The organism is Streptomyces sp. NPDC003011 (genome assembly GCF_053591515.1).
Genome location: NZ_JBSFTY010000033.1, coordinates 78981 through 91945 on the forward strand (window position 1 = coordinate 78981; position 12965 = coordinate 91945).

Consider the following 12965-nt stretch of genomic DNA (forward strand, 5'->3'; position numbering starts at 1 on the left):
CCATACCCTCATCCGGCCGTCGTCGTATCAGAAAGGTGCGCTCCGATGACCGAGCATCATCATCTGCCCTCCGAGCTCGAAGTCCCCTCCGAGGCCCCCGACCGCAACCTCGCCCTGGAACTGGTCCGGGTGACCGAAGCCGCGGCGATGGCCGCGGGCCGCTGGGTCGGGCGCGGCGACAAGAACGGCGCCGACGGTGCCGCGGTGCGCGCCATGCGGACCCTCGTCTCCACCGTCTCGATGAACGGCGTGGTCGTCATCGGCGAGGGCGAGAAGGACGAGGCCCCGATGCTCTTCAACGGGGAGCGCGTCGGCGACGGGACCGGACCCGAGTGCGACATCGCCGTCGACCCGATCGACGGGACCACCCTGACCGCCAAGGGCATGACGAACGCGATCGCCGTACTGGCCGCCGCCGACCGGGGGTCGATGTTCGACCCGTCCGCCGTCTTCTACATGGACAAGCTGGTCACCGGGCCGGAAGCCGCCGACTTCGTCGACATCAACGCGCCGGTGTCCGTGAACATCCGCCGGGTGGCCAAGGCCAAGCGGGTCACGCCCGAGGACGTCACCGTCGTCATCCTGGACCGGCCGCGGCACGAGGGCCTCATCGAGGAGGTCCGGCAGACCGGCGCGCGCATCCGGCTGATCTCCGACGGCGATGTGGCCGGCTCGATCCTGGCGCTGCGCGAGGGCACCGGCGTCGACCTGCTGCTCGGCATCGGCGGCACGCCCGAGGGCATCATCTCGGCCTGCGCCGTGAAGTGCCTGGGCGGCACCATCCAGGGCAAGCTGTGGCCGAAGGACGACGAGGAGCGGCGGCGGGCGGTCGACGCGGGGCACGACCTGGACCGCGTGCTGTTGACCGACGACCTGGTGTCCGGGGAGAACGTGTTCTTCGTCGCGACCGGGATCACCGACGGCGAGCTGCTGCGGGGTGTGCGGTACCGGTCGGAGACCGCGACCACCGACTCCATCGTGATGCGGTCGAAGTCCGGGACGGTGCGCCGGATCGACTCCGAGCACCGGCTCAGCAAGCTGCGGGCCTACAGCGCGATCGACTTCGACCGGGCGAAGTAGCGCCGCGGGGCGGAATCGAAAACTCCGCTCCCTGAGAAGAATCGGTTCGCCCGACAGCGAAAGGGCCACCCCCGGTGCGGTGGGGGCGGCCCCTTCGGCGTGTGTGGCAGGGCCGACTCAGCCCGCTGCCGCGATACGGTCGGCCGCTCGGGCCGCCTTCTTCAGTTCCAGGTCGCGGCGGCGGCGCCTCGCCAGGACCACGCGGCGCTCGGCGGCGGTCAGGCCGCCCCAGACGCCGTACGGCTCAGGTTGCAGCAGTGCGTGCTCACGACACTCGACCATGACCGGGCAGCGCGCGCAGACTCGCTTCGCGGCCTCCTCGCGGGAGAGGCGGGTGGCGGTGGGTTCCTTGGACGGGGCGAAGAACAGGCCGGCCTCGTCGCGCCGGCACACCGCCTCGGTGTGCCAGGGTGCGTCTTGGTCCCTGTCCCGCACTGGCACCCGCTGGGCCGGAACGGCAGCTACCTGCAGGGACGAAGGCGGCGGTTGCAGCACGGTCTACTCCTGACGACGGCTTCGCGAGCGAGAGACGATGCAGCAAGGCCTACCCGCTGTGCGCGCGCCTATGCACTGAGTTCCGAACCGCTGGATTCCGGGGGCTTCCGTGCGTCGGTGTGCGCCCGCCCCGGGCGTCCTCCCCCGCTTCCCCGGCGGCGCGATTCACGAGCGTCAACGGTCCAGATGCCGGCGCACACTCCTGTCGACCTTGCGCTGCACCCGGTCGATGATGTCGGCGACGAGCTTGCCGCGTTTGGGCCGGGCCTCGATGTTGCCCAGCACCGACCAGCCGTCCACGTACACCACGGGGGCGTCCGGGTCGGCCGCGTCGAGTGTGTCCACCTCGAAATTGCCGAGGACCCCGCCGCCGGTGCCGCGCAGCGAGACGTTCTCCGGGACCCGGACCTCGACGTTGCCGAAGACCGAGATCACCTTGATCACCACCTGCTGGTACTCGAAGATCGCCTCGCTCAGGTCGATCTCGACGCTGCCGAAGACGGCGTACGCGTGGATCCGGCGGCCGGCGCGCCGGCGCCCCTTGCGGACGGCGCTGCTGAAGACGGCCACCACGGTGTCGTCCGCCTCGTGCGGGAGCGCGTCGGTGGGGCGGTTGGGGGCCGGCGCGCGGCCCGGGGCGGCGCTGCGCCGGTGGGCGGCCGGCAGGTCCCGTACGAAGACCTCCAGTTCGCCCGCCGTCTTGGCCTTCAGCACCCCCTCCACGCGTTCGGCGTGCTCGTCGGCGGTCAGGCGGCCCTCGGCGAGGGCCTCCCGCAGCATGTCGGCGACGCGGTCGCGTTCGGCGTCCGAGGCGCGCAGATCTGCGGCGCTCGGGGCCGCGGGTCCGGGCCCCCGGTCCTGCGTTTCGGTGTGCTTGTGAAGGTCCACGGCAGCAGCGTACCGAAACGCGATAGATCGCGACTAGGCCTGGGGACGGTCAACTGAGGATTACCTCACAACGGTGCTGTCAGTGGCAGGTTCTACGCTGGTGGGCGCTGCCAACGGAGGCCAGCCGCTGTCTGTCGAGTGAGGAATGGGCGACATGCCTGAGTTCGCGTACACCGATCTGCTCCCCATGGGAGAGGACACCACCCCGTACCGGCTGGTGACCTCCGAGGGTGTCTCCACCTTCGAGGCCGACGGGCGGACGTTCCTCAAGGTGGAGCCGGAGGCACTGCGCACGCTCGCCGCGGAGGCCATCCACGACATCCAGCACTACCTGCGGCCCGCCCACCTGGCCCAGCTGCGCCGCATCATCGACGACCCGGAGGCGTCGGGCAACGACAAGTTCGTCGCCCTCGACCTCCTGAAGAACGCGAACATCGCGGCGGCGGGCGTGCTGCCGATGTGCCAGGACACCGGTACGGCGATCGTGATGGGCAAGCGCGGACAGAACGTGCTGACCGAGGGCCGGGACGAGGAGGCTCTGTCCCGGGGCATCTACGACGCGTACCTGAACCTCAACCTGCGCTACTCGCAGATGGCTCCGCTCACTATGTGGGACGAGAAGAACACCGGCTCCAACCTCCCGGCGCAGATCGAGCTGTACGCGACCGACGGCGGCGCCTACAAGTTCCTGTTCATGGCGAAGGGCGGCGGCTCCGCCAACAAGTCGTTCCTCTACCAGGAGACGAAGGCCGTCCTGAACGAGGCCTCCATGATGAAGTTCCTGGAGGAGAAGATCCGTTCGCTCGGTACGGCCGCCTGCCCGCCGTACCACCTGGCGATCGTCGTCGGCGGCACGAGCGCCGAGTACGCGCTGAAGACCGCGAAGTACGCCTCCGCGCACTACCTGGACGAGATCCCGGCCGAGGGCTCGCCGCTCGGTCACGGCTTCCGGGACAAGGAGCTGGAGGAGAAGGTCTTCGAGCTGACGCAGAGGATCGGCATCGGGGCGCAGTTCGGCGGCAAGTACTTCTGCCACGACGTCCGGGTGGTCCGCCTGCCCCGCCACGGCGCCTCCTGCCCGGTCGCCATCGCGGTGTCCTGCTCCGCCGACCGCCAGGCCGTCGCGAAGATCACGGCGGAGGGCGTCTTCCTGGAGCAGCTGGAGACCGACCCGGCGCGGTTCCTGCCGGAGACGACGGACGAGCACCTCGACGAGGCCGGGGACGTCGTCAGGATCGACCTGAACCAGCCGATGGACGACATCCTCGCCGAGCTGACCAAGTACCCGGTGAAGACCCGGCTGTCGCTGACCGGCCCGCTGGTCGTGGCCCGGGACATCGCGCACGCCAAGATCAAGGAGCGGCTGGACGCGGGCGAGGAGATGCCGCAGTACCTGAAGGACCACCCGGTGTACTACGCGGGCCCGGCGAAGACGCCCGAGGGCTACGCGTCCGGCTCCTTCGGCCCGACCACGGCCGGCCGCATGGACTCCTACGTCGAGCAGTTCCAGGCGGCGGGCGGCTCCAAGGTCATGCTGGCCAAGGGCAACCGCAGCAAGCAGGTCACGGACGCGTGCGCGTCGCACGGCGGCTTCTACCTGGGCTCGATCGGCGGCCCGGCGGCCCGGCTCGCCCAGGACTGCATCAAGAAGGTCGAGGTCGTCGAGTACGAGGAGCTCGGCATGGAGGCCGTCTGGAAGATCGAGGTCGAGGACTTCCCGGCGTTCGTCGTCGTCGACGACAAGGGCAATGACTTCTTCCAGGACCCGGCGCCGGCGCCGACGTTCACGTCCATTCCGGTACGGGGGCCGGGGCTGGGTTAGTTTTCCCGCCCCGCCGACCCTGCCCGTTCCCGCCCTTGCCCGTTCCCGGCCCTGCCGGGGGCTGCGCAGGCGACGGGAATGAGCAGGGGCGGCGGGGGCGCTGTACGCGGTATGAGCGACTACCGCATCGAACACGACTCCATGGGTGAGGTCCGCGTCCCCGCCGACGCGAAGTGGCGGGCCCAGACGCAGCGGGCCGTGGAGAACTTCCCGATCTCCGGGCAGCATCTCGAACGCGCCCACATCGAGGCGCTCGGCCGGATCAAGGCCGCCGCGGCGAAGGTGAACGCGAGCCTCGGCGTGCTGGACCAGGACATCGCCGAGGCCATCCAGGAGGCGGCCGGGGAGGTCGCCGAGGGGCGGTGGGACGCGCACTTCCCGGTCGACGTGTTCCAGACCGGGTCCGGGACCTCGTCCAACATGAACACCAACGAGGTGATCGCCACCCTCGCCACCGAGCGGCTGGGCCGGGACGTGCATCCCAACGACCACGTCAACGCCTCGCAGTCGTCCAACGACGTCTTCCCCTCGTCCATCCACATCGCGGCCACCGCCGCCGTCACCCGGGACCTCGTCCCCGCCCTCGGTCATCTCGCCGCCTCCCTGTCCCGCAAGTCCGAGGAGTTCGCGGACGTCGTGAAGTCGGGGCGCACCCACCTCATGGACGCCACGCCGGTGACCCTGGGCCAGGAGTTCGGCGGGTACGCGGCGCAGATCCGGTACGGCGTCGAGCGGCTGAACGCCTCCCTGCCCCGGCTGGCCGAACTGCCCCTCGGGGGCACGGCCGTCGGCACCGGCATCAACACGCCCCCCGGTTTCTCCGCCGCCGTGATCGAGGAGGTCGCCCGGACCACCGGGCTGCCGCTCACCGAGGCGCGCGACCACTTCGAGGCGCAGGGCGCGCGGGACGGGATCGTGGAGACCAGCGGGCAGCTGCGGACCATCGCCGTATCGCTGACCAAGATCGCCAACGACCTGCGGTGGATGTCCTCCGGCCCTCGGACCGGCCTCGCCGAGATCTCGCTGCCCGACCTCCAGCCGGGTTCGTCGATCATGCCGGGCAAGGTCAACCCCGTCATCCCGGAAGCCGCCCTGATGGTCGCCGCGCAGGTCGTCGGCAACGACGCCACCGTCGCGACCGCGGGCGCCGCCGGCAACTTCGAGCTCAACGTGATGCTCCCGGTCATCGCCAAGAACGTGCTGGAGTCGATCCGGCTGCTCGCCAACGTCTCGCGGCTGCTCGCCGACCGGACCGTCGACGGGATCGTCGCCCACCGCGAACGGGCCCGGGAGTACGCCGAGTCGTCGCCGTCCGTCGTGACACCGCTCAACAAGTACATCGGGTACGAGGAGGCCGCCAAGGTCGCCAAGAAGGCGCTGGCCGAGCGGAAGACGATCCGTCAGGTCGTGGTCGAGAGCGGGTACGTGGAGCGCGGCGACCTCACCGAGCAGCAGCTCGACGAGGCGCTGGATGTCCTGCGGATGACGCGCCCGTGACCCGTCACGCACCGGACACGTCCTCGGTGTGAACCGTGACGGGCACCGCAGCGTCGTATGCCTGTGGCACCTAATATCTGTTCATGGCAGACGGTGGAGCGGTGAGAGCCGGAGCGGAAGCGGGCGGGCCGGCGGTCTTCTGGGCGCCCGGGAGTCAGATCCTGTGGCGTTACCGGGAGAACGGCGGCGCGCGCTTCCACATCGCGCGGCCCGTCACCGTCGTACGGGACGACAGCGAGCTGCTCGCCGTGTGGATGGCGCCGGGCACCGAGTGTGTGAAGCCGGTGCTCGCGGACGGGACGCCCGTGCACGCCGAACCGTTGGAGACGCGCTACAAGAAGCCGCGTACCGTGCTGCGCGACCGGTGGTTCGGGACGGGGGTGCTGAAGCTGGCGCGGCCCGGTGAGGCGTGGTCGGTGTGGCTGTTCTGGGACCAGGGCTGGCGGTTCAAGAACTGGTACGTGAACCTGGAGGAACCGCTGGCCCGTTGGTCCGGCGGGGTCGACTCCGAGGACCACTTCCTCGACATCACCGTGGAACCGGACCGCAGCTGGCGGTGGCGGGACGAGGACGAGTTCGCGCAGGCCCAGCGGGACGGGCTGATGGACGCGCGACGCGCGCGGAAGGTACGGGAGGCGGGGCGGTCCGCCGTGGAGGTGATCCGGGCCTGGGGACCGCCGTTCTCGGACGGCTGGCAGCACTGGCGTCCCGATCCGTCCTGGTCCGTCCCGTCCTTGCCCCAGGACTGGGATCGTACGCCCGCGCACATGTCCTCATGAGACCCTTGATGCGCCCCCGGGCAAGAAACGTAGGATCATCCTCCGCAAGGGCGCGCAGTGGCAACTACCGGAGCACGCGCTGGGCTTGACCGAACGTCACCGAGGGGCGGCAGGACGTGAGCGAGGGGTACGAGGGCAACGCCGGTACGGGCCGAGGGCGGGCCGCCGGTGGTACAGCAACAGCCTCTGACCACGCGGGAAATCCGTTCCTGGGACACGTATTCCGGGTATCGGGTTCTCGGCGGGACCGACCGCGCGCGCGGCGCACGGGTCCCATGGCCCCGGACGGATGGATGCGACACGCGTGACGGAGCAGCCGACCTCCTTCGAACGCCCCCAGGCGGGCGTCGACCCCGCGGACGGCCGCGGGGCGCTCCTGCGTGCCTCGGCGCCGTCTCTTCCCCACGGCTCGGACGCGCCGGCGCGCACGCCCGGTGTCGGCGCCTTACCCGTACAGGCCCGCGCCGGTGAGCCTCCGCCCGCCGGATCCGGTACGACGACATCGAGCGGTATGGACAACAACCCGGCCGGTACCGGCCCCGAGCATTCCCAGCCCGCCACCGCCGAACCCGTGGGGGTACCTCCCGCGCGAGGGGATTCGAGCATGGGGGAGCACCGCCCGCGGCCCGTCCCGGAGGGCATCCCCCTCCAGCCGGGCACCGAACAGGACCGGCCCGTCAGCGGGTCGGACGGCGCGGAGCGCCGGACCGGGCAGAGCGTGCCGCCGGGCCGGCCCACGCCGATGCGTCGGGACGGGGACCGGCTGCGCTTCGTGGGTGCCGCGACCCGGCGGATCGCCCGCGGCATCGACCTCGACGAGATCGTGATGGGGCTGTGCCGGGCGACCGTGCCGACGTTCTCGGACGCGATCCTCGTCTATCTGCGCGACCCGCTGCCGGTGGGTGACGAGCGGCCGGTCGGCCCGCTGGTGCTGCGGCTGCGCCGCACCGACCGGATCCCGCAGGAGCGGGACCTGGACGACGGGATCCTGCCGGTGCCCGTGCCGGATCCGTCCGAACTGGACACGATCGGCACCGAGCTGTGCGAGGTACAGCCCGGCAGCGCGCTCGCCGAGGTGCTGCGCGGGGTGCGTCCGGTCTTCACGGACACGCCGGCCGCGCGCGCCGCGCTGCCCGAACTCCTCGGTGACGGCGGCGACTTCGCGGTGCCGGGCGGACAGCGCGCGATCCTCGCGCCGCTGCGCGGCCGGCGCCGGGTGATCGGCGCCGCGCTGTTCCTGCGCCGCCCGGACCGGATCGCGTTCGAACCGGACGACCTGCTGGTCGCGGCCCAGCTCGCCACGCACAGCGCGCTCGGCATCGACAAGGCGGTGCTGTACGGCCGCGAGGCGTACATCGCCGACGAGTTGCAGCGCACCATGCTGCCGGAGACGCTGCCGCGGCCCACGGGTGTGCGGCTGGCGTCCCGCTATCTGCCCGCGGCCGAGACCGCGCGGGTCGGCGGCGACTGGTACGACGCGATCCCGCTGCCCGGCAGCCGGGTCGCCCTGGTGGTCGGTGACGTCATGGGCCACTCCATGACCAGCGCGGCCATCATGGGCCAGCTGCGGACGACGGCCCAGACCCTCGCCGGTCTCGACCTGCCCCCGCAGGAGGTCCTGCACCACCTCGACGAGCAGGCGCAGCGCCTGGGCACCGACCGCATGGCGACCTGCCTGTACGCCGTCTACGACCCGGTCTCGCACCGGATCACCATCGCCAACGCCGGCCATCCCCCGCCGGTGCTGCTGCACCTGGGCGGCCGGGCCGAGGTGCTCCGGGTGCCGCCGGGCGCGCCGATCGGTGTCGGGGGCGTCGACTTCGAGGCCGTGGAGCTGGACGCGCCGGCCGGAGCGACCCTGCTCCTCTACACCGACGGCCTGGTCGAGTCGCGCCTGCGGGACGTGTGGACCGGCATAGAGCAACTGCGGGAGAAGCTCGCCGCGACCGCGCAGCTGACCGGGCCCGACCATCCGCCGCCGCTCGAAGCCCTGTGCGACGAGGTGCTGGACATGCTCGGTCCGGGCGACCGGGACGACGACATCGCGCTGCTCGCCGCCCGCTTCGACGGGATCGCGCCGAGCGACGTGGCGTACTGGTTCCTGGAGCCGGAGGAGATGGCGCCCGGCCGGGCCCGCCGGCTGGCCCGCCGCGCGCTCGCCCGCTGGGACATGGAGGAGCTCAGCGACTCGGTGGAGCTGCTGGTCAGCGAGGTCGTGACGAACGCCGTGCGGTACGCGACCCGGCCGATCACGCTGCGGCTGCTGCGCACCGACGTGCTGCGCTGCGAGGTCGGCGACGACGTGCCGCAGCTGCCCCGGCTGCGGCAGGCGCGCGCCACGGACGAGGGCGGGCGCGGGCTCTACCTGGTGAACAAGCTGGCCCGGCGGTGGGGCGCGACGCGGTTGAGCACCGGGAAGGTGGTCTGGTTCGAGCTGAACCGGAGCTGACGGCCGCACGGTCACCAGGACGAAGGGCGCCCGGAGTTCTCCGGGCGCCCTTTCCTGTCGCTACCGCTCGTCCCTGTCGCTACCGCTCGTCCCTGTCGCTCCTGCTCGTCCCTGTCGCTACTGCTCGTCGTCGTCACCGGCGGGGTCGAGCGGGTCCTCCGGGGTGATGCCCTCCGCCGGTGGACTCGTCGTGGGACTCGCCGGCGGGCTGCTGGTCGGCGTGCTCGACGGTGTCCGGCTGGGCGACGCGGAGGTCGGCGACTGCGAGGTCGGCGGCTCGGTGGTCGGCTCCTCGGTGGTCGGCTCCTGCGTCGGCGTCCGGGTGGGAGTCCGGGTGACCGTCGGCTTCTCGGTCGGCGCGACCGCGGCGCCCTGGTCGGTGTCCAGGTCGAACCTGCCGTTCTCGGCCGCGACGCCGAAGGTGTACGCCGCCCAGATCTGCGCCGGGAAACCACCGCCGTTGACGCGGTCCTCGCCGCCCGCGCCGTACATCTCGACCTGCGTGCGCTTCTTCACGTCCTCGCCGAACAGGCCGACCGAGGTGACCAGGTCGGGCGTGTAGCCGGTGAACCAGGCCGACTTGTTGTCGTCGGAGGTGCCGGTCTTGCCTGCGACCTGCTGGCCGTCGCGCGCGGAGTTGTCGCGCACGGCCGTGCGGGCCGTGCCGTCGTCGACCACGCCGGTCAGCACCGAGGTGACCGTGTCGGCGGTCTCCCGGGTGAGGACCTGCTCGCCGATCGGGTCGGGCATCTCCACCGTGCGGCTGGCGTGCTCGGCCGACTTGACGATGGTCGGCGTGACCTGCCTGCCGTGGTTGTCGAGGGTGGCGTAGACCCCGGCCATCTGCAGCGGGCTGGCGCCCATCGTGCCGAGGGTCAGCGCGGGCACCGGCTTGAGGTCGCCGGTGTCCATGCCGAGCTTGTCGGCCAGCTGGAGCACGTTGCCCATGCCGACGTCCACGCCCATCTGCGCGTAGACGGAGTTGATGGACTTGTTCGTCGCCGTCTGCACGGTGACGTCGCCGTAGTCCCGGTCGTCCTCGTTCTCCGGCGCGAAGGCGATGTCGCTGCCCTTGACGGGACGCTTGCTGGTGCCGTCGTAGACGGTGCTCGCGGTGATCGGCTTGCCGGACTGCGTCGTCGCGTTCTCCTCCAGGGCGGCGGCGAGGATCACCGGCTTGAACGTCGACGCGGGCTGGTAGTCGGTGCGGGTCGCGTTGCTGATGTAGTGCTTGAAGTAGTCGACGCCGCCGTACAGGGCGACGATCTCGCCCGTCTTCGGGTCGACGGAGACCGCGCCGGCCTGGACGTTCTTGTCGACCTCGCGCTTGTCCGGGTCCAGCTTGCTGGTCAGCTGCGTCGTGACGGCCTTCTCCAGCTGGGCCTGCTTCTTCTTGTCGATGTTCAGGGTGATCGTCCAGCCCTGGTCCTCGACCAGGGCCTCCGCCTCGGACTGCGAGATCCCCTGCTCCCCCATCAACTGCGTTTCGAGCTGCTGGTTGGCGAGCTTGACCAGGTAGCCCTTCTGGCCCTCCAGACCCGCGACGGCCTTCGGCTCCTCGGGCACCGGGAACTCCATGGCGTCGCGCTTGGCCTTCGTCAGCCAGCCCTCCTCGACCATGTTGTCCAGGACGTAGTTCCAGCGGTTCTTCACCAGCTTCTTGCCGGTGTCGCTCGCGGCCTGCCAGTCGTACTGGCTCGGCGCCTGGAGCAGTGCGGAGAGGTAGGCGCCCTGCTCGACCGAGAGCTTCTCGGCGTCGACGCGGTAGTAGGCCTGTGCGGCGGCCTGGATCCCGTAGGCGTTGCGGCCGTAGTAGCTGGTGTTGATGTAGCCGGCGAGGATGTCGTCCTTGGACTTCTGGCGGTCCACCTTCAGGGAGATGACCATCTCCTTGAGCTTGCGGGTGACCGTCTGCTCCTGGCTGAGGTAGTAGTTCTTGACGTACTGCTGGGTGATCGTCGAACCGCCCTGCGCGCCCCGGCCCATGGCGGTGTTGTACAGACCGCGGGCCGTGCCCTTCAGGTCGATGCCGGAGTCGGTGTAGAACGTCTTGTTCTCGGCGGCGACGAAGGTGTGCTGGACGTCCTTGGGCACCTTGGTCAGGTCGACGATCTCGCGGTTGACCTCGCCGGCGCGGGCCAGGACCGTGCCGTCGCTGTACTTGTAGACGTTGCTCTGACGCTGCGCGGCCTGCGCCGCCGCGTTGCCGTCGGGGACGGGCACCAGCAGGTACAGCACGATGAAGGCGCCGATGCCGAGCAGGCAGACCCCGAGGAAGGTGCCGAGGATCTTCTTCCAGGTGAACAGCCGGCGTATGCCGCTCTTGCCGTCCCTGCCCTTGCCGCCCTTGGCGCTCACGGCAGTCTTGGCGCCCCTGGCCGACTTGCGGGCCGCCGCCCGCCCGCCGGCCGCCGCGGCCGTCGTCGCGGACGAGCGCCGGGGCGCAGCGCGGTGGCCACCGCGCTGGCGCGCTCGTCTCTCTTCCGCTCGTCCCATGAGTCCGTCGCTCCGCTTCGTTCTCGGTTGTCCCACAGGTTCGTGGCTCAGGTCAGCTCAGCAAGCTAACACCGCTTGATGTGACAAACGGACCCCGATCCCGTCTTTTACGGACGTGACAATCAGCACCCGTTCCACTGGAACCGACGTACGAGGGGGGACAAGGGTTGTGAGCCCCGTTAAAGTGATATCACTTAGATAGGTCGACACCGGCCAGTACCAGCCGTACGAGAACGGGGGACTCCCATGTCCACGAACGACCCCGCACCGACCGCCGACGTACCCGCGATGCCCGCGCCCCGGGTGCGGGAGTTCGCCGCGCACAGCATCGGCGGCGGACTCGCGCTGCTGCTGGGCCTGGCCGGGCTGCTGCTCGGCGTCGCCATGGTGGTCACCGCCACCACGGTCGCCGCGACCGGCGTCAAGGCCGCCCTGATCGCCGGCGGCATCGTGATCGGTCTCGCCGCCTTCATCGCGATGTGCGGCCTGAACACGGTGGCGCCGGGCGAGGCCCGGGTGGTCCAGCTCTTCGGGCGGTACCGGGGGACGATCCGCGAGGACGGGCTGCGCTGGGTGAACCCCCTCACCTCCCGCGAGAAGATCTCGACCCGGGTGCGCAACCACGAGACCGCGGTCCTCAAGGTCAACGACGCCTACGGCAACCCGATCGAGCTGGCCGCGGTCGTGGTGTGGCGGGTGGAGGACACCGCGCAGGCCACCTTCGAGGTGGACGACTTCCTGGAGTTCGTCGCCACCCAGACCGAGGCGGCCGTGCGGCACATCGCAATCGAGTACCCCTACGACGCCCACGAGGAGGACGGGCTCTCGCTGCGCGGCAACGCCGAGGAGATCACCGAGAAGCTCGCCGTTGAACTCCACGCGCGCGTGGAGGCGGCCGGCGTGCACATCATCGAGTCGCGCTTCACGCACCTCGCGTACGCGCCGGAGATCGCCTCGGCGATGCTCCAGCGGCAGCAGGCCGGGGCGGTCGTGGCGGCGCGGCGGCAGATCGTCGACGGAGCGGTGGGGATGGTCGAGGCGGCCCTCGCCCGGATCACCGAACGGGACATCGTGCAGCTGGACGAGGAACGGAAGGCGGCGATGGTGTCCAACCTGCTGGTGGTGCTGTGCGGCGACCGCTCGCCGCAGCCGGTGCTGAACACGGGGACGCTCTACCAGTGACACCTTCCGAGGGGTCCTCGCCCGAGCGGCGGCCGCAGCAGCGCAAGCAGGTGCTGCTGCGGCTGGACCCGCTGGTGTACGAGGCGCTGGCGCGGTGGGCCGGGGACGAGCTGCGCTCGGCCAACGCGCAGATCGAGTACCTGCTGCGCAAGGCCCTCGCGGACGCCGGACGCCTGCCGGGGGATCCCCGACGACGCCGCCGAGGAGGTGCTGTCACGGTTCGAAGAGGTCGGCCTGATCAACGACAGCGCGTTCGCGGAAGCGTGGGTGGAGTCCC

The 12965-nt window shown here is 70.8% G+C and carries 10 protein-coding genes; 7 read left to right on the forward strand and 3 right to left on the reverse strand.

Features of this window, described 5'->3' with window-relative positions; all coding sequences use genetic code 11:
• Positions 1-45 precede the first annotated feature (45 nt).
• Entirely contained in the window at positions 46-1080 is a 1035-nt protein-coding gene (gene glpX, locus ACWD0J_RS18740) for a class II fructose-bisphosphatase (protein ID WP_451496910.1), read from the forward strand.
• A gap of 117 nt (positions 1081-1197) precedes the next feature.
• On the opposite strand, the gene ACWD0J_RS18745 is transcribed toward glpX, so the two are convergent.
• Both ACWD0J_RS18745 and ACWD0J_RS18750 read right to left on the reverse strand, forming a co-directional pair.
• Positions 1198-1575, reverse strand: a complete 378-nt coding sequence (locus ACWD0J_RS18745) for a WhiB family transcriptional regulator (protein ID WP_451496911.1) — start codon at positions 1573-1575, stop codon at positions 1198-1200.
• A 174-nt stretch (positions 1576-1749) separates the two neighbouring features.
• Positions 1750-2463 carry a DUF1707 SHOCT-like domain-containing protein gene (locus ACWD0J_RS18750; RefSeq protein WP_451496912.1) on the reverse strand — a complete coding sequence of 238 codons (714 nt, stop codon included), beginning with the start codon at positions 2461-2463 and terminating at the stop codon, positions 1750-1752.
• Between the two features lie 145 nt (positions 2464-2608).
• Here ACWD0J_RS18750 and ACWD0J_RS18755 point away from each other — a divergent pair, with 145 nt between their 5' ends.
• From ACWD0J_RS18755 to ACWD0J_RS18770, 4 genes are all read left to right on the forward strand, one after another.
• Positions 2609-4285, forward strand: a complete 1677-nt coding sequence (locus tag ACWD0J_RS18755) for a fumarate hydratase (RefSeq protein ID WP_451496913.1) — start codon at positions 2609-2611, stop codon at positions 4283-4285.
• A gap of 111 nt (positions 4286-4396) precedes the next feature.
• Complete coding sequence (locus tag ACWD0J_RS18760) at positions 4397-5782, forward strand: class II fumarate hydratase (protein WP_451496914.1); 1386 nt, start codon at positions 4397-4399, stop codon at positions 5780-5782.
• Positions 5783-5865: 83 nt separating this feature from the next.
• Positions 5866-6561 carry a cytidylyl-2-hydroxypropylphosphonate hydrolase gene (gene fomD, locus ACWD0J_RS18765; RefSeq protein ID WP_451496915.1) on the forward strand — a complete coding sequence of 232 codons (696 nt, stop codon included), beginning with the start codon at positions 5866-5868 and terminating at the stop codon, positions 6559-6561.
• A 289-nt stretch (positions 6562-6850) separates the two neighbouring features.
• The gene (locus ACWD0J_RS18770; RefSeq protein WP_451496916.1) at positions 6851-9010 is read left to right on the forward strand and encodes a SpoIIE family protein phosphatase; all 2160 of its coding nucleotides are present in this window, start codon (positions 6851-6853) and stop codon (positions 9008-9010) included.
• Positions 9011-9127: 117 nt separating this feature from the next.
• Here the strand turns inward: ACWD0J_RS18770 and ACWD0J_RS18775 are convergent, their stop codons facing one another.
• Complete coding sequence (locus ACWD0J_RS18775) at positions 9128-11506, reverse strand: transglycosylase domain-containing protein (protein WP_451496917.1); 2379 nt, start codon at positions 11504-11506, stop codon at positions 9128-9130.
• A 246-nt stretch (positions 11507-11752) separates the two neighbouring features.
• On the opposite strand from ACWD0J_RS18775, the gene ACWD0J_RS18780 reads away from it, so the two are divergent.
• A complete protein-coding gene (locus tag ACWD0J_RS18780) occupies positions 11753-12688 on the forward strand; it encodes an SPFH domain-containing protein (protein ID WP_451496918.1) in 936 nt (311 codons plus the stop codon).
• Positions 12634-12965: hypothetical protein (locus ACWD0J_RS18785; RefSeq protein ID WP_451496919.1), on the forward strand; the 332-nt coding region annotated here is incomplete at its 3' end. The genes ACWD0J_RS18780 and ACWD0J_RS18785, both read left to right, overlap by 55 nt.